Source organism: Streptomyces sp. NPDC002133 (genome assembly GCF_040296405.1).
Taxonomy (GTDB): domain Bacteria; phylum Actinomycetota; class Actinomycetes; order Streptomycetales; family Streptomycetaceae; genus Streptomyces.
This window is the reverse complement of record NZ_JBEOXF010000023.1, coordinates 35,311-54,756: the sequence shown is the minus strand read 5'-3', so window position 1 is coordinate 54,756 and position 19,446 is coordinate 35,311. Positions and strand designations below refer to the sequence as shown.

Genomic DNA, 19,446 nt, shown 5'->3' with positions numbered 1-19,446 from the left:
CTGCCCCGAGTTTATCCACAGCGTTGTCCACAGCGGTGGGTAAAGGTCTGACGATCTGTGGATAACTCAGAGAGCATTGACGCCGGTGTGACTATGACGGCCGTTCCAGCGACATCCGCGCTCACGACTCGCCCCTTGCCCTGACTGGGAAGACCCAGCTCAGGGACAAGGGGCACAGTTGTTCTCCACGGGATGCACAAGATCCGGCACACGCTGTGGACAACTTTGGGGAAAGCTCGCGCTCACGTGAGCGACTGGGTCCTCAGGACGACGGTCACGATGATCGTCAGCAGAACGAGCGCACAGGTGCCGAACTGCACGAGGGTCCGTCGCTCACGTGGGGCGTGCACCATGCCGAAGGCGATGACGGTGCCGGCGATGAGGCCTCCGATATGGGCCTGCCACGCAATGCCGCCCCAGGGGTTGAACGTGAAGATCAGGTTGAGCACAAGGATCCCGATCACCGGGCGCAGGTCGTAGTTGAGTCGGCGCATCAGCACGATCGTCGCCCCGAGTAGCCCCCAGATCGCACCGGAGGCGCCCAGCGAGGGCTGGTTCGGAGCGGCGAGCAGATAGGTGAAGGCGCTGCCCGCCAGCCCGGAGAGCAGATACAGGGCCACATAACGCAGCCGGCCGAGCGCGGCCTCCAGCGGCCCGCCGAGCCACCACAGACCCAGCATGTTGAAGGCGATGTGCCAGATCGCCTGGTGCAGGAACATCGCCGTGACCAGGCGGTACCACTCGCCGTCGGCGACGCCGACCACCTGGGCCAGCTGGGGGTTGAACGCCAGTCCGATCAGATCGAGCTGGTCGACGAGGGCGCTCGTGGAGACGACGGCGAGGAAGGCCGCGATGTTGATCCCAAGCAGGATCTTGGTGACGAGGCGGGGGTCACCGGAGGCGACCGTGGCTCCGGAGATCGTGCGGGGCCGGTTCGCGGTCGGGGCGTGTCCCGTGCCGGAGCCGCTGCGCACGCACTCGGGGCACTGGAAGCCGACCGAGGCGCTGACCATGCACTCCGGGCAGATCGGCCGCTCGCAGCGGGTGCAGCTGATGCCGGTCTCGCGTCCCGGGTGGCGGTAGCAGCTGGGCGGTCCCGGCGCGTCCTGCGACGGGCCCGGGCTTCCTGGCTCCTGATCCATGAGGTCCCCTCGTCTCCTGACAGTGCTTCGCCCCGCTCGTCTTACGGACGGGCGGGGCGGAAAGGTTCCCGTGCGGGAGCGCCTCGCACGGTCGGCCCGTGCGAGGTCGGCTCGCGAGGTCAGCTCTCGCGGGTCTCGATCACGACGGACTCGATCACGACGTCGTTGACCGGGCGGTCGGTGCGCGGGTTGGTGCGGGTGGTCGCGATGGCGTCCACGACCTTCTTGCCGGCGTCGTCGGCGACCTCGCCGAAGATGGTGTGCTTGCGGGTCAGCCAGGCGGTCGGCGCCACGGTGATGAAGAACTGCGAGCCGTTGGTGCCCGGGCCGGCGTTGGCCATGGCCAGCAGGTACGGCCTGTCGAAGGCGAGGTCGGGGTGGAACTCGTCGGCGAACTCGTACCCCGGGCCGCCCGTGCCGTTGCCCAGCGGGTCGCCGCCCTGGATCATGAAGCCGCCGATAACGCGGTGGAAGACCGTGCCGTCGTACAGCTTGTCCGTGGACTTCTTGCCGGTCGCCGGGTGCGTCCACTCGCGCTCACCGGTGGCGAGTTCGGTGAAGTTCTTGACCGTCTTGGGCGCGTGGTTCGGCAGGAGCCGGATGGTGATGTCGCCTTGGCTGGTCTTGAGGGTGGCGTAAAGCTGCTCGGCCACGGTGTGCCTTCCTTAAGTCTTCTCGCGCGTCTTCCGATCCTTGCACGGAAGTGCCGCCGGTACGGAAACCGTGACCCGGATGCCCGTCCCGCATGCCGAGCTCGCGCGCAACGGGCATGATTTCGAAATGGGTGGAAAGGCGAACTGTGCCTTGCATGGGAGAACAACATCCCAGACCCCCGCGAACGCCACCGAGGAGGAGGATCCCGTGACCCGCATGGACAGCGTGCGCGCCGCGACCGGTACGGCGAAGGAAAGCGTGCTGCACGCCGCGGAAGTGGTGGCGCCCTACGCCGACACGGCCAAGGACCAGGCCGCTCAGTATGCACTCGAGGCTCGTGAGTACCTCGCGCCGAAGATGTCCAGGGCCGCGCACGAGGCCCGTCGTCAAGCTCGTGTTCAGTACAGGACTCGTGTGGCCCCGCATGTGCCACCGAAGGTCGACGACGCAGCTCACCGGGCCGCCGTCATGACCCGGAGTGCCGCGCGTCAGGCGGCGGATTACACGAAGCCGCGGATCGAGGGCGCCGTGGCGGTGGCCCAGCCCGTGGGGCAGGAGGCCGTGGCCCGATCTGCAGCTGCCCTGGCCGCGCTGGGCGGTCAGGTTTCGGCGAAGGAGATTCGGAAGCTGGCCAGGAGGAACGAGCGGAGGGCCAAGTGCGGCCGGGCCGCCAAGGGTGCGGCCGTCCTGGGTGTGCTGGCCGCCGGGCTCTTCGCAGCCTGGAAGTGGTGGGACAAGCAGGCCAACCCGGACTGGCTGGTCGAGCCGCCGGCTCCCACCGAGGTCTCGGATCCGGGCGCTCCGCTTGCGTCGGTCGACGGAAGCGGCCAGGCGGTGCTGGACCCGGAGGTTCAGGCGAAGCAGGCGGAGTCCGAGGAGGACGCGAACCGCGAGGACCGTCGCTGACCGGGCGTCGTACGCGGATGGCTGCGACCGCGGCTGTGCGCCGTAGGCAGCAGGTCACCGGGTGCCGTGCGCAGGACCTCACCGGATGCCGCGCGCGGGGCACCACCGGATGCCGTACGTGAGCGGCCACGGGAGTCCGTACGTGGGCGGCTGAGGCGGCCTGACCGGGCGGAGCAGCCGGTCCTGGTGTGGCGACCGAGGTGGGCGCAGCAACCTGGACGGGCGGGGCGACCGGGGCAGCGGGCGCCGGGAGCGACGAGGGCTTCCCGGCGCCTCATGCCGACGCCTGAACGAGCTTCGCGTCGGCCGGCGACGGCCAGTTCGCGTCGGCCGTCGAGCCGGGGTCCTGCGCGTCGGCTTCGGATTCGGGCGCGGCGGGCCGATGGCGTACGGACGGTGAGGTGCCGTGGGCCTCTGCTCGGATGCGCTGCTTGATCGTCGGCGGCAGGGAGCGGTCCCGAGGTTGTCTGGGCCGGACCACTCTCACCTGCTTCCCGCTCTCGGTGGCCGCGGTGCGCGGCCGGTCCTGTGCGCTGGGCTCCTCCGGCTGCCGGCCGGCCGACTGCGGTGCGGCCGAGGTGGAGGGGGCGAAGCCCAGCGGGGCGAGCAGTGCGATGAGCAGGGAGATGAAGGCGGTCCACAACTTCTTGACCTTGACGGCGGCGGCCATGACCCCTCGCTTTCGGGTAAGGGCGTTTTACATACCTTCCTCATGATGTGTACGCACCTCGGGAATCGTGGGATCTACGCCACGGGTCGACAGATCTTCGGATGAACACCACCCGTACGGCCCTGAGCGCTCTGGGCCTTCTTTTCGTCGAAGCGCTCGTCCGGGCCGTGGGCGGGGGCCCTACAGAGGCCGTGAAAGCCTTGTGCCGCACGGGTTGTGCGCGGCCGGTACCGGCCGAGGGCCGGACGCGCAACTCAGGGCGGAGGCAGTCCCGTGGCGCGAATTTCGGCGAGCCGACCCGCCATCAGGGCGGCGACGCCGCAAGGCCGGTACGCGGCCGGCACGGAGACTGCGGCACAGAAATGCCCCTCGGACCGACGATTCCGCAGGTCAAAGGGGCATTCATCCGGTGGAGCCTAGGGGAGTCGAACCCCTGACATCTGCCATGCAAAGACAGCGCTCTACCAACTGAGCTAAGGCCCCGGAACGCAGACCAGAGTACCCGGTCACCCCCGGGATCTCGCAAAAGGATTGGGACTCCCGGTATTCGACCACCCTCCGTAGGATGCTCGTCGGGTTCGCAGCAGCGAAGCCGACGCATGGGGAAGCGATGGGGAGACGCGCATGGATGCGACACAGCAGGAGACCACCGCCAGAGCCAGAGAGCTCCAGCGGAGCTGGTACGGAGAGCCGCTGGGGGCGCTCTTCCGTCGGCTGATCGACGATCTGGGGCTGAACCAGGCCCGGCTCGCGGCGGTGCTCGGGCTGTCGGCTCCGATGCTCTCCCAGCTGATGAGCGGCCAGCGGGCCAAGATCGGCAACCCTGCCGTCGTCCAGCGCGTCCAGGCCCTGCAGGAGCTGGCCGGGCAGGTCGCCGACGGGAGCATCAGCGCTGCGGAGGCCACGGACCGGATGGACGAGATCAAGAAGTCGCAGGGCGGATCCGTTCTCACCGGCACCGGTCAGACCACGACCAGCTCGGGCGCGCCGACGGTGCGCCGGGTGGTCCGCGAGATCCAGTCGCTGCTGCGGTCGGTGGCCGCGGCCGGCGACATCATCGATGCGGCGGACACACTCGCCCCGACACACCCCGAACTGGCAGAGTTCCTCAGGGTGTACGGCGCCGGGCGCACCGCGGAGGCGGTCGCCCACTACCAGTCGCACCAGAGCTGAACGGGTCGGCAGGACGCCGGACGGGGCACGAGGCAGCAGAACGCCGGAACAGGGAACTGGGAGCGGGCGCAGCGCAATGGGTGAGGTCTTCGCGGGTCGGTACGAGCTGATCGACCCCATCGGTCGCGGTGGTGTCGGCGCGGTCTGGCGCGCCTGGGACCACCGGCGGCGGCGCTATGTGGCCGCCAAGGTCCTTCAGCAGAGCGATGCACACACGCTGCTGCGCTTCGTCCGCGAGCAGGCGCTGCGCATCGATCACCCTCATGTTCTCGCCCCGGCCAGTTGGGCCGCGGACGACGACAAGGTCCTGTTCACCATGGATCTGGTGAGTGGCGGGTCGCTGGCGCATGTCATCGGCGACTACGGCCCGCTGCCGCCGCGCTTCGTCTGCTCCCTGCTCGACCAGTTGCTGTCCGGACTCGCCGCGGTGCACGCGGAGGGGGTCGTGCACCGCGACATCAAGCCGGCCAACATCCTGCTGGAGGCCACCGGGACCGGGCGGCCGCATCTGCGGCTGTCCGACTTCGGTATCTCGATGCGCAAGGGCGAGCCGCGGTTGACCGAGACGAACTACGTCGTGGGGACGCCCGGTTACTTCGCGCCCGAGCAGATGATGGGCGCGGAGCCGGACTTCCCCGCCGACCTCTTCGCGGTCGGGCTGGTCGCGCTCTATCTGCTCCAGGGTCAGAAGCCCGACTCCCGCGCCCTGGTGGAGCACTTTGCCGCGCACGGCACCCCCGGCGCCCCGCAGGGCATTCCGGAGCCGCTGTGGCAGGTCATCGCGGGCCTGCTGCAGCCCGATCCGCAGGCCAGGTTCCGTACGGCCACGGGCGCGCGCAAGGCGCTGACCTCCGCCGTCGAACTGCTCCCCGAGCCCGGCTTCGACGACGAGCCGGTCGAGGTCTTCGACCAGCTCGGCCCGTTGCCGCCCGGCTTCGGGCCCGACGGCCCGGTGACCTCCGCTCCCGCGGCCTCGGCCGCGCCCGCCGCCCCACTGGCGGACCCGCGGACCCAAGGCGCGCACGTGCCGCCCGTACAGCCCGATCCGTACACCCAGCACACCGGACAGGACGCCGGACGGCAGCCCGGGCGACAGGCAGGACCACAGCCCGGACAGCCGGCCGAACACGGTCAGCCGGCGGCGGGACCGTCCATGCCCTTCGCCTCGGAGACCGGGTCCTTCCATCTCGCCCCGCCGCCGGAGCAGTCCCCGACTCAGCCCCCCGTCCCCGCGCACGCGGCCTCCCCCCATCACTCCGCCGCACCGGACTTCTTCCAGGCCCGGACGGCTGCTGTTCCGTACGAATCGGCTCCTACTCGTCAATACACCGCTCACGGCCCGCAGGTTCCCGTCCAGGCGCCACCGGTCGCCCACGCGCCCGTCCCCGGCGCTCCCCGAAAGCGGCCGGGACCGCCCCCGAAGGTGGCGATCCCGGTGCTGCTCGTGGCTCTGGTGTGCTTCGCGGTCGGCATCTGGGCGTTCACCCAGGCCTGACCGCGCCGGTCACCAGGTGGCCGGCGGTCCGTACCGGGACTGGGACTGCGGATGCGCGATCCCGTCGGCCGGTACCTGCGGCGCCCCGGCCGTGCGCCGCCGCGCGAGCAGCGTCCAGGCCCCCAGCCCGAGCACGAGCACGGTCCCCGCACCGATGCCTGCGGCGCCGACGAGCTTCATCGTGCTGCTCTTCTCCGCCTTCTCGCCCTCCGAGACTCCGAAGTCGCCGAGGGGTCCCGCGTACGCGGGCGCGGCCTTCGCATCGCCCTCGATGTTGACCCGCAGGGTCACGCCGAGGGAATCCTCTCCGTACTTCTCTCCCAGCTCGGGGTTCAGGCTGACGGCCAGGTAGTACGAGCCCGCGAACCGCATGCCGTTGACCTTGGCGCTGCTGTCGTAGCGGTTCTCGTACGCCACCTGCGGGAGCGGGTCCAGCGCGGCCTGCTTCTGTCTGCCGTCGTACGCAGTGCTGCCGGCGGCGACGAAGCCGCGCACCGGGTTGTACAGCTGCATGGTCAGCGCGTTGCCCACGTAGTCGTCGCCGGATCCGCTGCCGATGGCCGCGGTGGCGAAGATCTGCTGACCCCAGTCGACCGGCACCCGGTAGAAGTACGTGCGGCCGGCCTTCATCCGGCTGGTCCACTCGCCCTCGGAGATCTCGGCGGCGTCGTTGAAGCTCGTGCCGCCGGCCCTCTCCTCCGAGCCGCCACCGGGCAGGCCGGGCGAGGCGGAGGGCCATGCGCTGGGTGCCCCGGTCGGCCCGCCGGCCCTCAGCGCGGGCTCGGTGACATGGCGGATCTCCAGCTCCCAGTCCTCGGGGGTGGAGGTGACCGAGCCGATGCGCTCGACCAGCACGTTGTACGCGCCGGCCTCCTGGCAGGTCGAGCTGTCCTTCTCGATCGTGCGGTACGCGTAGGCGGCGAAGGGCCTGGCGAACGCGGCCGATCCGGCCACGGCGTCGTTGTTGTTGCAGTTGCTTCCCTGGCTGTCCTGCAGGCTGACCTTGATGCCGTCGCCGTAGGCGAACTTCGTCCCCAGCCTGGGGACGGCGACCACCGACACATACGCGTTCTTCTCGGCGTCCAGGTTCACCCGGTAGTTGAGCTTCCCGTCCGGGCCGATCGAGGAACGGTATGTCGTACCGTTCGTCAGCGCCTTGGCGTTCGCCGTGCTGTCGGCGCCCTCGATCGTCTGAGCGTCGGTGTCGAAGGCGTACGGGTGGGGCTCACCGGCCGCCCAGGCGGTCCCGCCCGGCAGCGCGGCCACCGCGCACATCGCCGCCACCCCGGCCAGCGTCACCCGGCCCCTGCTGCGGTGCCTCATCTCGCACTTCCCCTTGTCGTGTCCGTGCCCGTGGACGCCCTGTGCCGCGTCGCCCGTGCACGTACGAGGACGAGCCCCGCGATCAGGACGACCGCACCGCCCGCCGCCGCGGCGGTCGCAGTGCCGGTCCATCCTGCCCCGCCGGTCCCACCGCTGTCTGCGCGCGTGGCCGAATCACCCCCCTTGTCCGCCTTCCTCGCCCGCGGCGGGGCGTCATGCTGCGGCCCGGCCTTCTCGTCACCCATCACGGCCACCCGCAGCACCACACCGATCTCCGGGTTCTCCGCGATTTCGGCGGCCTGGGCGCCGAGCGTCACGGCGATGTAGAAGTCGCCCTTGTCGTGCACGGGGATGACATTGGGGTGCGTCTCGTGGCGGTTGGTCCAGGAGACCGGGACCGTGCCCATCTTCAGCGCGGCGGGACGCCCGTTGTAGACCGTCTGGGGGACGAACTCGGCGGTGCCGCCGCCCACGGGCGCCCGCGTCGGCGTGTAGACCTCGGTGGCCCCGTACGACAGGGTCGAGGAGAAACCCCGTTCCAGGGTCGGCTCGTTGGCGAACTCGACGTCGTAGCGCAGCTGCTGTCCCCAGCCGACCGGTACCTTGTACCAGAGGGTCTGCGCGGGCAGCACCCGGTCGCGCCACACGCCTTGGCCGAGCTCCCTGGCGTCGTTGAACCCGGTGCCGCCGGACACGTCCTTCGGGTCACCGAGCGGCAGGGCCGCCTCCTTGCCGCCCTTTCCGTACTCGGGCTGCGACCGTGCGGGCCTGACGCCCTTGGTGAGGGGCTTCTCGACGCCGTGTGTCAGCTCCAGCGGCCATCGTGCGGCGTCCGAGCCCTTCTTGCTCTCGCGCTCGACGACGAACCAGTAGCGCGCCGCCTTGTCACAGCTCCCGAAGCCCTTCTCGCTCGGCACGCGGGCGACGGCCGAGGTCAGTGTCGTCGCGCCCTCCTTCTGGAAGAAGTGCTCGGTGCTGGACTCGCAGGAACCTCCGGAGGCGTCCGTGCCGTACGCGATCCTGGTGCGCAGCGCGTCGAAGGTGTCGACCGCCGCCCCGGGCTGCGGCACCGCCGTCGCGGAGAAGTTCACCGTGGAGGCGTCGTCGAGATCGACGGCGTAATGCCGTTTCTCCCCGGGCCCGATGGTGTCCAGGTACTGCCCGGGTACGAGCGCGGGCGCCCCGGTGCGCCCCGGCGTGCCCTCGACCCGCTCGCCACGGAAGCGGTAGCCGTCCGCCGACAGCTGGGCGGAACGCTGGAGCTGGCGCGCCAGCGCCTCGGCGTCGGGCGCGTCGTAGTAACGCCCGTTGCCGGCCTCGGCGATGCACTCCAGTTGTTTGCGGGCCGCTCCGCGGACCTGGAAGCCGACGGTGTCGATGCGCAGCCCGATGCCGTCCTTCGCGAGCTGCTCGGCGACCTCGCAGGGCTGCGGCGTACCGCAGTTGTCGTCGCCGTCGGAGATCAGCAGGATCGTGCGCGTGCCGATCGCCCCGTCGGCGGGCTTGGGAAGGTCCTGGGCGGCTTTCCGGAGCGACAGTCCGATGGGAGTGTCCCCCTTGGGCTGCACGGATGCCACGGCCTGTTTCACGGCCGCCCGGTCGAGTGCCCGCACGGGCCGGACGAGGCGGGTGTCGGTGCAGCCCTTCGGCTGGTCCGCGCCGTAGACGCGCAGGCCGGTCGGGTGGCCGTCCGGGAGCGCGTCCACGACGGTGCCGACGGCCTGTCGTGCGGCGTCCATGCGCGTGCGTCCCGTGCCGTCGTCGTCGGCCATCGAGCCGGAGGAGTCGAGCACCATGACCAGGCTGCTCGCCCCGTCCACACGCGGCGCGGCCGCCGTGCCGCCGACCGCCGCCACGGCCGGCAGCGGTCCTGCTGTCAGTGCGAGCACCGCCCCGCCGATGATGAGCGCCGCCGTCGCGCGGCGCCGCAGTCGTGCTGTCACCCGTTGCCCCCTCGTACAAGTCCGCGACTTTGCCCATGCAACCTATTGATTTGCGTAAGCGAACTCAAGGGCCTCGGTGTCACAGTCCCGCAACAGACAGCGACCACCGCAGCACGCGCAGGCAGCCCACGCCCCGGGAGGAGGCCGGCGCGCGCAAGCAGCACTGAGCCCCGGCCGCTCGGCGGCCGGGGCTCAGTCACTCAGACGTGTTGGCGTCTCACACACCCGAACCTGCGGGCACGGAGTCGGTCGCCTCCGTCCACAGATCCTGCTCGGCGCGATCCGCCTGGATCTGGCGGTACACGAGGAGCCCGCCGATGGCGGCCAGTGCGACCAGGAGAAGCTTCTTCACCGCGCGACCTCGTCTTTCCTTGACGTATGAGGACTTCTGGCGCCCGACTATACACACCGATCGATACCGATCGGTGACCTGAGCCCGGGCGGGCTCACGCCCCGGAAAGGTCCAACTCCCGCCGTCGTCATACGAAATCGGCCCGGACGGAGACTCTCCGTCCGGGCCGATCGACACCGGGGGACCAACAGGATTTTGAACCAGCGGCCTCATCCCTATCAGGTCGGTGATACGTCCCGGACATACGAGGGGATGCAGCCGGGGCCCACTGACGGCGACCGCCGAAAGGTAGCCGGGTGACGCTCCGATTCGCAGCTGTTGGCGTCAACCGCTGATGTCACCCTCGGTGCGACCTGCGCCACGCTTGGTCCGTCGCCGGATTCTTCGGGCGGACCCCCGGCCCAATGCCATCAACGCGGATCACTCGGGCAAGCTCTCGGGCTCGCGCTGCAGCGGGCGAACGTGTACCGCGGTTGGCGCTCGCAGCGGAACGGCCGGCGGAGCCGGGCCCGGGGCCCTGGGCGATGCGGCCCACCGGTCACCGTCCTGGGCGCGGGCCTGCCACTCTGCCGTGGCGAGGGAGTGCCGGCCGCAACGCGCTTCGAGGTGCTCCGGGTCCTGCCGAACGCTCTCGACCGCTCCCGCATCGAGGAGCTGCTGACAGGCAGCGTCGCTGTCCTGGTCCTGGTCCTGGTCCCGAGGCTTCGGCGGAGCGAAGTCCTCGGCCTCCGTCGGCAGGACGTCGACTTCGAGCGTCAGCAGTTCACCCCGGCCGGGGATGCGCTGGGCGAGGACGGCGCCCTGGCAATCCTCCGGCGCAGCCGGATCAGCATGATCATGGACGTCTACACACACGTTGTGGGTGACGATGAGCGCGAGGCTGCGGCCATGCTCGCCGATCTTCTCGAAGATCCGCTCATCGGCTGATGTCAGCCGGAGATGTCAAAGACCCCCAACCATGATCGGTTGGGGGTCTTTGAGCTGGTGGGGCTAACAGGATTTGAACCTGTGGCCTCATCCTTATCAGGGATGCGCTCTAACCAACTGAGCTATAGCCCCGCCGCGCTGCGCGCTGACCCCTGAAGGTTAGCGCACGTGGGGGGCAGTCCCAAAATCGGTTCCTAACCCCCCAGGGCTTCGTCTACTCGTCCTCGGCGAGCGTCAGCTCGACGCCGCCCACGAACCCGGCGGAGATGTTGTAGATGAAGGCGCCGAGCGTCGCCAGCGCCGTGACCAGCACCACATCGATGACGGCGATCACCGAGCTGAAGATCAGCACGCGCGGCAGCGACAGGAACGACTGCAGATCGAAGCCGTTGCTCTCGTTCGACCCGGTGGCCTCGCTGATCGTGCCGCCGACCGTCGAGAAGACGCCCATGGCATCCATGACCATCCACAGCACGGCGGACGCGACGATCGTGCAGATGCCCAGCGCGATGGAGAGCAGGAAGCTCACCTTCATCACCGACCACGGGTCGGCCTTGGCCACCCGCAACCGCGCCTTACGGGTCCGCGGCTGGGTGGTCGCGCCGGTACGCGGCCGGCGGACGGCGGCGGCCGCAGACCCTCCGGCCTGCCCCGGCTGACCGGTGTGCTGCTGGCCCCCCTGCGTACCCGCGCCACCATGGGGCGAGGGGTACGCCTGGGGCGGGTGGTACGGCTGCGTTCCCTGCTGCACCGGCTGCTCCCCGCCGTAGGTCTCGTACGGGGGCTGCGGCCCCCGGGTGTCCGTCACCGTAACCCCCTGGGAGTCCGTGGCGGAGCCAGGGGTGCCGTTCGGTCCAGCAGTTGCTCCGCCGGCGGCCGATCCGGCACCCGTGGCTCCACTCACGCTCTGCTCCTCGTGCTACTCGGCCGAGGGCTCCGTGCCCTCGCCGGTCCGGCCAGTCTCGGCGGCGGTCTCGGCAGCCTCGACCGACTCGTCGACCGCGACACCGTCCTCGGCGCCCGCCACCCCGTCGACCTCTTCGGCCTCGCGACCGGCCTCGGCGTTGCGGGCGATACCGACCACGGCATCGCGCTTGCCCAAGTTGATCAGTTGGACGCCCATGGTGTCACGGCCCGTCTCCCTGACTTCATTGACTCGCGTACGAATCACACCACCGGACAACGTGATGGCGAGGATCTCGTCGCTCTCCTCGACCACCAGCGCGCCCACGAGCGAACCGCGGTCCTCCACGATCTTGGCGGCCTTGATTCCGAGGCCACCGCGGCCCTGGACGCGGTACTCGTCGACAGCGGTCCGCTTCGCGTACCCGCCGTCGGTGGCAGTGAACACGAAAGTACCGGGCCTGACCACATTCATCGAGAGCAGCTCGTCGCCCTCACGGAAACTCATGCCCTTGACGCCGGACGTCGCACGGCCCATGGGCCGCAGGGCTTCGTCCGTCGCGGTGAACCGGATCGATTGCGCCTTCTTGCTGATGAGCAGCAGATCGTCCTCCGCCGACACCAGCTCGGCGCCGATCAGCTCGTCGTCGCTGCCGTCCTGCGTCTCCCGGAGGTTGATCGCGATGACGCCGCCCGAGCGCGGGGAGTCGTAGTCCTTCAGCGAGGTCTTCTTGACCAGCCCGGCCTTGGTGGCGAGGACCAGATAGGGCGCGGCCTCGTAGTCGCGGATCGCGAGGATCTCGGCGATCTGCTCGTCCGGCTGGAAGGCCAGCAGGTTGGCGACGTGCTGGCCACGCGCGTCCCGGCCGGCGTCGGGAAGCTCGTACGCCTTGGCCCGGTAGACCCTGCCCTTGTTGGTGAAGAACAGCAGCCAGTGGTGCGTCGTCGAGACGAAGAAGTGGTCGACGATGTCGTCTTCCTTGAGCTTCGTGCCACGCACACCCTTGCCGCCGCGCTTCTGCGAGCGGTAGTCGTCCGTCTTCGTACGCTTCACATAGCCGCCGCGCGTGATGGTGACGACGATGTCCTCCTCGGCGATCAGGTCCTCGATGGACATGTCACCGTCGAAGGGGATCAGCTTGGAGCGCCGGTCGTCGCCGAACTTCTCGACGATGACGGACAGCTCCTCGCTGACGATGCCGCGCTGCTTCTCCGGAGAGGCGAGGATCTGGTTGTACTCGTTGATCTTCGCCTGCAGCTCGTCGTGCTCCTGCACGATCTTCTGGCGCTCCAGGGCGGCCAGCCGGCGCAGCTGCATCTCCAGGATCGCGTTCGCCTGGATCTCGTCGATCTCGAGCAGGCCCATGAGGCCCCCACGCGCGACCTCGACCGTGTCACTGCGCCGGATCAGCGCGATGACCTCGTCGATCGCGTCGAGTGCCTTGAGCAGACCGCGCAGGATGTGAGCCCGCTCCTCGGCCTTGCGCAGCCGGAACTTCGTCCTGCGGACGATGACCTCGATCTGGTGCGTCACCCAGTGGCGGATGAAGGCGTCGAGGGAGAGCGTGCGCGGCACACCGTCGACCAGCGCCAGCATGTTGGCGCCGAAGTTCGTCTGCAGGTCGGTGTGCTTGTACAGGTTGTTGAGGACGACCTTGGCGACGGCGTCGCGCTTGAGCACGATGACGAGGCGCTGGCCGGTGCGGGAGGAGGTCTCGTCACGGACGTCGGCGATGCCGCCGACCTTGCCGTCCTTGACGAGGTCGGCGATCTTCTGCGCGAGGTTGTCCGGGTTGACCTGGTACGGAAGCTCGGTCACCACCAGGCACTGGCGGTTCTGGATCTCCTCGACCTCGACGACCGCGCGCATCGTGATGGAGCCGCGGCCGGTGCGGTACGCCTCCTCGATGCCCTTGCGGCCCACGACCAGCGCACCGGTCGGGAAGTCCGGGCCCTTGATCCGCTCGATCAGCGCGTCGAGGAGCTCCTCGTGGCTGGCGTCCGGGTGCTCCAGCGCCCACTGGGCACCGGCCGCGACCTCGCGCAGATTGTGCGGCGGAATGTTGGTGGCCATACCGACGGCGATACCGGCACTGCCGTTGACCAGCAGGTTCGGGAAGCGGGCCGGCAGGACCGTCGGCTCCTGGTTACGGCCGTCGTAGTTGTCCTGGAAGTCGACGGTCTCCTCGTCGATGTCCCGGAGCATCTCCATGGACAGCGGCATCATCTTGCACTCGGTGTACCGCATGGCGGCGGCCGGGTCGTTGCCCGGGGAACCGAAGTTGCCGTTGGAGTCGACCAGCGGCATCCGCATCGACCACGGCTGCGCGAGGCGGACCAGCGCGTCGTAGATCGAGGAGTCGCCGTGCGGGTGGTACGTACCCATGACGTCACCGACGACGCGGGCGCACTTGTAGAAGCCCTTCTCGGGCCGGTAGCCGCCGTCGTACATCGCGTACAGGACGCGGCGGTGGACGGGCTTGAGGCCGTCCCGTACGTCGGGCAGCGCGCGGGACACGATGACGGACATCGCGTAGTCGAGGTACGAACGCTGCATCTCGGTCTCGAGCCCGACGGGCTCGATCCGCACCTGCTGGTCGTCCTCTTCGGTTCCCGTGGTGGCGGAGGTCGCGGGAGTGTTCTCGTCGGCCATTGCTGGTCTTCAGTCCTTTCGTGCGGTCAGCTGAGACCGACTCAGATGTCGAGGAAGCGGACGTCCTTGGCATTGCGCTGGATGAACGAGCGTCGCGCCTCGACGTCCTCGCCCATCAGCACCGAGAACAGGTCGTCGGCCTGCGCGGCGTCGTCCAGGGTGACCTGGCCGAGGACGCGGTGCTCGATGTCCATGGTGGTGATGCGCAGCTCCTCGGCGTTCATCTCGCCGAGACCCTTGAAGCGCTGGATCGAGTCTTCCTTGATCCGCTTGCCCTGCTGCTTGCCCAGCTCGACGAGTGCGTCGCGCTCGCGGTCCGAGTACGCGTACTCGAAGTCGTCCCGGCCCCACTTGATCTTGTAGAGCGGCGGGCGGGACAGGAAGACATGCCCGGCCTCCACCAGCGGTCGCATGAAGCGGAAGAGGAACGTCAGCAGCAGCGTGTTGATGTGCTGGCCGTCGACATCGGCGTCCGCCATCAGGATGATCTTGTGATAGCGGAGCTTGGTGATGTCGAAGTCCTCGTGGACTCCGGTGCCGAAGGCCGAGATCAGCGCCTGGACCTCGGTGTTCTGCAGGATCTTGTCGATCCGCGCCTTCTCGACGTTCAGGATCTTGCCTCGGATCGGCAGGATCGCCTGGTACATCGGGTTCCGGCCGGACTTGGCGGAGCCGCCGGCGGAGTCACCCTCGACGATGAAGATCTCGCACTTGGTGGGGTCGTTCGACTGGCAGTCGCTGAGCTTGCCCGGCAGAGAGGCGCTCTCCAGCAGGCCCTTGCGGCGGGTCAGGTCGCGTGCCTTGCGGGCGGCGACCCGGGCGGTGGCCGCCTGGATCGACTTGCGGACGATGTCCGCGGCCTCGTTGGGGTTGCGGTCGAACCAGTCGGAGAGGTGCTCGTGCACGACCTTCTGCACGAAGGTCTTCGCCTCCGTGTTGCCCAGCTTGGTCTTGGTCTGGCCCTCGAACTGCGGCTCGCCGAGCTTGACGGAGATGATGGCCGTCAGACCCTCGCGGATGTCCTCACCGGTGAGGTTGTCGTCCTTCTCGCGCAGCAGCTTCTTGTCGCGCGCGTACCGGTTGACGAGTCCCGTCAGCGCGGCACGGAAGCCCTCCTCGTGCGTACCGCCCTCGTGCGTGTGGATCGTGTTCGCGAAGGAGTACACACCCTCGGTGTACTGGGAGTTCCACTGCATCGCGATCTCGACCGAGAGCATCCGCTCCTTGTCCTCGGCCTCGACGTCGATCACGGTCGGGTGGATCAGCTCGCCCTTGCGGGAGTTGAGGTACTTCACGAAGTCGACGATGCCGCCCTCGTAGTGGTACGTCACCGTCCTCGCCGGCTGCTCCTCCGCCGCCTCGGCGTCGGGGTCGTCGGCGTTCATCGTCGCCTTGGCCGACTCGCGCTCGTCCGTGAGCGTCAGGGTCAGGCCCTTGTTGAGGAAGGCCATCTCCTGGAAGCGGCGCGCGAGCGTCTCGAAGGAGTACTCGGTGGTCTCGAAGACGTCCGGGTCGGCCCAGAAGGTCACCGTGGTGCCGGAGTCCCCGACCGGCTCGTGCTTGGCGAGGGGGGCGGTGGGCACGCCGAGCTTGTAGTCCTGCGTCCAGCGGTACCCATCGCGCTTGATCTCCACGGAGACCTTGGTGGACAGCGCGTTGACGACGGACACACCCACGCCGTGCAGACCACCGGAGACGGCGTAGCCGCCGCCGCCGAACTTGCCGCCCGCGTGCAGCACGGTGAGGACGACCTCTACGGCCGGCTTCTTCTCCACCGGGTGGATGTCCACCGGGATGCCTCGGCCGTTGTCGACGACGCGTACGCCGCCGTCGGCCAGGATCGTGACGTCGATCGTGTCCGCGTGGCCGGCCAGCGCCTCGTCGACGGAGTTGTCGACGACCTCTTGCACAAGGTGGTGCAGACCGCGCTCACCGGTCGAGCCGATGTACATGCCAGGCCGCTTGCGGACCGCGTCCAAACCCTCGAGGACGGTGATCGCGCTGGCGTCGTACGACGAGGTGGACTCGCCGTTCCCCTCGGCAGCAGTGGAAGGAATGTTCTCGTTGGGGTTGCCGGAATCGGCCACGAAGCGCCCTTTCTGGCACAGCACGAGCCGTTCTCCGCGAACGCGGGAGCGGCTGCGTCGTTCGGCATTAATCGACGTGTCCCGTCCATCGGGCGGGATTCTCTACCAGTCTACCGGTACCGCCGACACGAATGGGGGTTTGCCGGTACCTGAGTCCGCATGTGCCGCCCTGAACGGGCGCCGACCGACTCCCCATATTCGGGAAGGGGCTCCAAGAGGCTCACGCGGGCATTGAGCGCTTCGGCCTGTCAACCTCCGGCTACGGTGAGGGACGCCTCATGAGCCACGTACGTTCCGGGGAGCTCAACGGGCGCGCCGGGGCGGGGCACAGGGCCCCGCCGAGGCGCCGCGCCGGTGCGGCGTCGACCGGCCCGGGCCGGCGTTGACGCAGCCAAGCGGGCTCGGGACCCGGGGGCCTGGGCCGAGCGCGGGCCCGGGCCGGGCCCCGCTTCGGGGAGGGCGAGGTGAGGAAAATCAGCCGTATGTGTCGCCGGGGCCCGTGCTCCCCGGGGCACGCAGCGCCCCGTACCGGCGCGCGGGGCCGCCGGGGCCGAGAACCTTGATCAGCCGGACCGTCCCCTGCCCCAGGTCCTCGTTCAGCCGGGCCACCAGCCGCGGCGCCAGCAGTCGCAGCTGCGTCGCCCACGCCGTCGAGTCGCACTGGACCGTCAGCGCCCGCTCGTCCGGGTCCTCGTCGTACCGCAGCGGCACACAGTGCTTCGCCAGGTCCTCGCCCACGATCTGCGGCCAGCGCCCCATCACGCCGCCCACCGCCGCAGGCGTCTCCCAGCCCCGCTCGGTGATCAGCCGATTGATCGCCGAGCCGAGCGGCAGCGGATCCCGGCCGTCCGCACGCGCACCGGAGCGCAGTCCGCCACCACGTGTGGCCTGCCGCTTCTCCTGCGCGGCCGCGCCCCGCGCCCGAGCCTGCTCCTTGGCCGCGCGCAGCGCGACCCGGGCCAGGTCCACCCCGGACGGTTCAGGAGGCCCGACCGCCTCGTTCTCGCTCATACGCGCTCCACCGCCCCGTCCGCTACGGCGTACCGAGCACCCGCCAGCACCCCCGGGACATCGTCGTCCACAGCCGCCGTCACCAGCACCTGCTCACCCGGAGCCACCAGTTCCGCAAGCCGCTCACGCCGCCGGGCGTCCAGTTCGGCGAAGACGTCGTCGAGGACGAGCACCGGTTCGTTTCCCTCTGCCCTGAGCAGGTCGTACGAGGCGAGCCGCAGCGCGAGCGCGTACGACCAGGACTCACCGTGGCTCGCATATCCCTTCGCCGGCATCTCGCCCAGCTTGAGCAGCAGCTCGTCACGGTGCGGTCCGACGAGCGTGACGCCCCGCTCGATCTCCTGCTTGCGCACCTCCGCGAGCGCGGCGATCAGCTGCTCGTACAGCTCCTCACGGGTGTGCACGTCCCCGCCCGCCGACCCTCGGTACTCGAGCGCGATCGGCCCGCCCCCCGGCGCCAGCTGCTCGTACGCCTTGTCGGCGAGCGGCTGGAGCGTCGCGATCAGATCCAGCCGCCGAGCCAGCAGCTCCGCTCCCGCGCGCGCCAGATGCTGGTCCCACACGTCGAGCGTCGACAGATCCATCGACCGCCCGCCGTGCCGCCGCGCCATCGCCGCCGACTTCAGCAGCGTGTTGCGCTGTTTGAGCACGCGCTCGTAGTCCGACCGCACCCCGGCCATCCGCGGCGAACGCGCCGTGACCAGCTCGTCCAGGAAGCGCCGCCGCTCGCCCGGATCGCCCTTCACCAGCGCCAGGTCCTCTGGCGCGAACATCACAGTGCGTACGATCCCGAGCACATCCCGCGGCCTGACCTGCGAGGACCGATTGATCCGAGCCCGGTTCGCCCGGCCCGGATTGAGCTCCAGCTCGATGAGCTGGGACCGCTCGCCCTGGGTGACTGCCGCACGGATGACAGCCCGGTCCGCCCCCATCCGCACCAACGGCGCATCGGACGCGACCCGATGGCTGCCGAGGGTCGCGAGATAGCCGACGGCCTCGACCAGATTGGTCTTGCCCTGCCCGTTCGCCCCCACGAACGCGGTGACGCCCGGGTCGAGCGGGACCTCGATCCGGGCGTACGAGCGGAAGTCGGCCAGCGACAGATGCGTCACGTGCATATCGACGCCGACCTCCCCCGGCTTGCCTCTCACTGCTTACTGCCTGCGGCCGGCTGCCCGCCGTCGGCGACCGGCCTTGCCAACAGCCTGTGGATTACTTCTTGCTCTCGACCGCGTGCCCGCCGAACTGGTTGCGCAGGGCGGCGATCATCTTCATCTGCGGGGAGTCGTCCTGGCGGGACGCGAACCGCGCGAACAGCGAAGCGGTGATCGCGGGCAGCGGTACCGCGTTGTCGATGGCGGCCTCCACGGTCCACCGGCCCTCGCCGGAGTCCTCCGCGTAGCCGCGCAGCTTGTCCAGATGCTCGTCCTCGTCCAGCGCATTGACCGCGAGGTCGAGGAGCCAGGAGCGGATGACCGTGCCCTCCTGCCAGGAGCGGAAGACCTCACGGACATCGGTGACCGAGCTGACCTTCTCGAGCAGCTCCCAGCCCTCGGCGTAGGCCTGCATCATGGCGTACTCGATGCCGTTGTGGACCATCTTCGCGAAGTGGCCGGCGCCGACCTTGCCCGCGTGCACCGAGCCGAACTCGCCCTCGGGCTTGAGCGCGTCGAAGACCGGCTGCACCTTGGTGACGTGTTCGGCGTCGCCGCCGTACATCAGCGCATAGCCGTTCTCCAGGCCCCACACTCCGCCCGACACACCGCAGTCGACGAAACCGATGCCCTTGATGCCGAGCTCGACCGCGTGCCTCTCGTCGTCCGTCCAGCGGGAGTTGCCGCCGTCGACGACGATGTCACCGGGGGACAGGAGCGCGGCCAGCTCGTCGATGGTGGACTGCGTCGCGGCGCCCGCCGGCACCATCACCCACACGACACGGGGACCCTTGAGCTTGGCAACAAGCTCCTCGAGGCTGTGGACATCGGCGAGATCCGGGTTGCGGTCGTAACCGATGACGGTGTGGCCTGCGCGGCGGATGCGCTCGCGCATGTTGCCGCCCATCTTGCCGAGGCCGACGAGACCGAGCTCCATCAGAGTTTCCTTTTGCGTCGTGTGCATTTTCGTACCCGCGTCCGAGCCTACGCCCGGACGCGGGTGCACACCTGTGGGGTCAGCCGCTCGGGCGGCACACGGCCTGGGGCTGCTTT

At 69.4% G+C, this 19,446-nt stretch carries 16 protein-coding genes and 2 tRNA genes; 4 read left to right on the top strand and 14 right to left on the bottom strand.

Annotated features, from left to right (window positions below; genetic code table 11):
- Nucleotides 1-242: 242 nt before the first annotated feature.
- Both ABT078_RS22105 and ABT078_RS22100 read right to left on the bottom strand, forming a co-directional pair.
- Nucleotides 243-1,142: a rhomboid family intramembrane serine protease gene (locus ABT078_RS22105; RefSeq protein WP_351230256.1), complete on the bottom strand. Its 900-nt coding sequence runs from the start codon at nucleotides 1,140-1,142 to the stop codon at nucleotides 243-245.
- Nucleotides 1,143-1,261: 119 nt separating this feature from the next.
- A complete protein-coding gene (locus ABT078_RS22100) occupies nucleotides 1,262-1,795 on the bottom strand; it encodes a peptidylprolyl isomerase (protein WP_351230254.1) in 534 nt (177 codons plus the stop codon).
- A 208-nt stretch (nucleotides 1,796-2,003) separates the two neighbouring features.
- Between ABT078_RS22100 and ABT078_RS22095 the strand changes: the two genes are divergently transcribed.
- Nucleotides 2,004-2,702, top strand: a complete 699-nt coding sequence (locus ABT078_RS22095) for a DUF5324 family protein (RefSeq protein WP_351230252.1) — start codon at nucleotides 2,004-2,006, stop codon at nucleotides 2,700-2,702.
- A 274-nt stretch (nucleotides 2,703-2,976) separates the two neighbouring features.
- On the opposite strand, the gene ABT078_RS22090 is transcribed toward ABT078_RS22095, so the two are convergent.
- The gene (locus tag ABT078_RS22090; protein WP_351230250.1) at nucleotides 2,977-3,372 is read right to left on the bottom strand and encodes a DUF6344 domain-containing protein; all 396 of its coding nucleotides are present in this window, start codon (nucleotides 3,370-3,372) and stop codon (nucleotides 2,977-2,979) included.
- Between the two features lie 410 nt (nucleotides 3,373-3,782).
- Nucleotides 3,783-3,855 (bottom strand) — tRNA-Ala (locus ABT078_RS22085).
- Nucleotides 3,856-3,996: 141 nt separating this feature from the next.
- On the opposite strand from ABT078_RS22085, the gene ABT078_RS22080 reads away from it, so the two are divergent.
- The gene (locus ABT078_RS22080) at nucleotides 3,997-4,545 is read left to right on the top strand and encodes a helix-turn-helix domain-containing protein (protein ID WP_351230248.1); all 549 of its coding nucleotides are present in this window, start codon (nucleotides 3,997-3,999) and stop codon (nucleotides 4,543-4,545) included.
- Nucleotides 4,546-4,621: 76 nt separating this feature from the next.
- Nucleotides 4,622-6,040, top strand: a complete 1,419-nt coding sequence (locus ABT078_RS22075; protein WP_351230246.1) for a serine/threonine-protein kinase — start codon at nucleotides 4,622-4,624, stop codon at nucleotides 6,038-6,040.
- A 9-nt stretch (nucleotides 6,041-6,049) separates the two neighbouring features.
- Here the strand turns inward: ABT078_RS22075 and ABT078_RS22070 are convergent, their stop codons facing one another.
- The 3 genes from ABT078_RS22070 to ABT078_RS22060 form a co-directional block, all read right to left on the bottom strand.
- On the bottom strand, nucleotides 6,050-7,363 hold the full coding sequence (locus tag ABT078_RS22070) for a hypothetical protein (RefSeq protein WP_351230244.1): 1,314 nt from the start codon (nucleotides 7,361-7,363) through the stop codon (nucleotides 6,050-6,052).
- Entirely contained in the window at nucleotides 7,360-9,306 is a 1,947-nt protein-coding gene (locus ABT078_RS22065) for a vWA domain-containing protein (protein WP_351230242.1), read from the bottom strand. The genes ABT078_RS22070 and ABT078_RS22065 overlap by 4 nt, the downstream gene beginning before the upstream one ends.
- A gap of 217 nt (nucleotides 9,307-9,523) precedes the next feature.
- Nucleotides 9,524-9,658, bottom strand: coding sequence for a DLW-39 family protein (locus tag ABT078_RS22060; protein WP_003958712.1), 135 nt, complete (start codon nucleotides 9,656-9,658; stop codon nucleotides 9,524-9,526).
- Nucleotides 9,659-10,240: 582 nt separating this feature from the next.
- Here ABT078_RS22060 and ABT078_RS22055 point away from each other — a divergent pair.
- Nucleotides 10,241-10,585 (top strand): hypothetical protein, encoded by a 345-nt coding sequence (locus tag ABT078_RS22055; protein ID WP_351230240.1) that lies wholly within the window; start codon nucleotides 10,241-10,243, stop codon nucleotides 10,583-10,585.
- Nucleotides 10,586-10,640: 55 nt separating this feature from the next.
- Here ABT078_RS22055 and ABT078_RS22050 read toward each other — a convergent pair.
- The 7 genes from ABT078_RS22050 to gnd form a co-directional block, all read right to left on the bottom strand.
- A tRNA-Ile gene (locus tag ABT078_RS22050) sits at nucleotides 10,641-10,717 on the bottom strand.
- 82 nt (nucleotides 10,718-10,799) lie between these two features.
- Nucleotides 10,800-11,393 carry a DUF3566 domain-containing protein gene (locus ABT078_RS22045; RefSeq protein ID WP_351230238.1) on the bottom strand — a complete coding sequence of 198 codons (594 nt, stop codon included), beginning with the start codon at nucleotides 11,391-11,393 and terminating at the stop codon, nucleotides 10,800-10,802.
- 111 nt (nucleotides 11,394-11,504) lie between these two features.
- The gene (gene gyrA / locus ABT078_RS22040) at nucleotides 11,505-14,141 is read right to left on the bottom strand and encodes a DNA gyrase subunit A (RefSeq protein WP_351230236.1); all 2,637 of its coding nucleotides are present in this window, start codon (nucleotides 14,139-14,141) and stop codon (nucleotides 11,505-11,507) included.
- A 41-nt stretch (nucleotides 14,142-14,182) separates the two neighbouring features.
- Nucleotides 14,183-16,252: a DNA topoisomerase (ATP-hydrolyzing) subunit B gene (gene gyrB / locus ABT078_RS22035; protein ID WP_351230234.1), complete on the bottom strand. Its 2,070-nt coding sequence runs from the start codon at nucleotides 16,250-16,252 to the stop codon at nucleotides 14,183-14,185.
- Nucleotides 16,253-16,702: 450 nt separating this feature from the next.
- On the bottom strand, nucleotides 16,703-17,239 hold the full coding sequence (locus ABT078_RS22030; RefSeq protein WP_351230232.1) for a DciA family protein: 537 nt from the start codon (nucleotides 17,237-17,239) through the stop codon (nucleotides 16,703-16,705).
- A complete protein-coding gene (gene recF / locus ABT078_RS22025; protein WP_351230341.1) occupies nucleotides 17,236-18,357 on the bottom strand; it encodes a DNA replication/repair protein RecF in 1,122 nt (373 codons plus the stop codon). Before recF ends, ABT078_RS22030 begins: the two co-directional genes overlap by 4 nt.
- Nucleotides 18,358-18,451: 94 nt before the next feature.
- Nucleotides 18,452-19,330, bottom strand: a complete 879-nt coding sequence (gene gnd, locus ABT078_RS22020) for a phosphogluconate dehydrogenase (NAD(+)-dependent, decarboxylating) (protein WP_351230230.1) — start codon at nucleotides 19,328-19,330, stop codon at nucleotides 18,452-18,454.
- Nucleotides 19,331-19,446 lie beyond the last annotated feature (116 nt).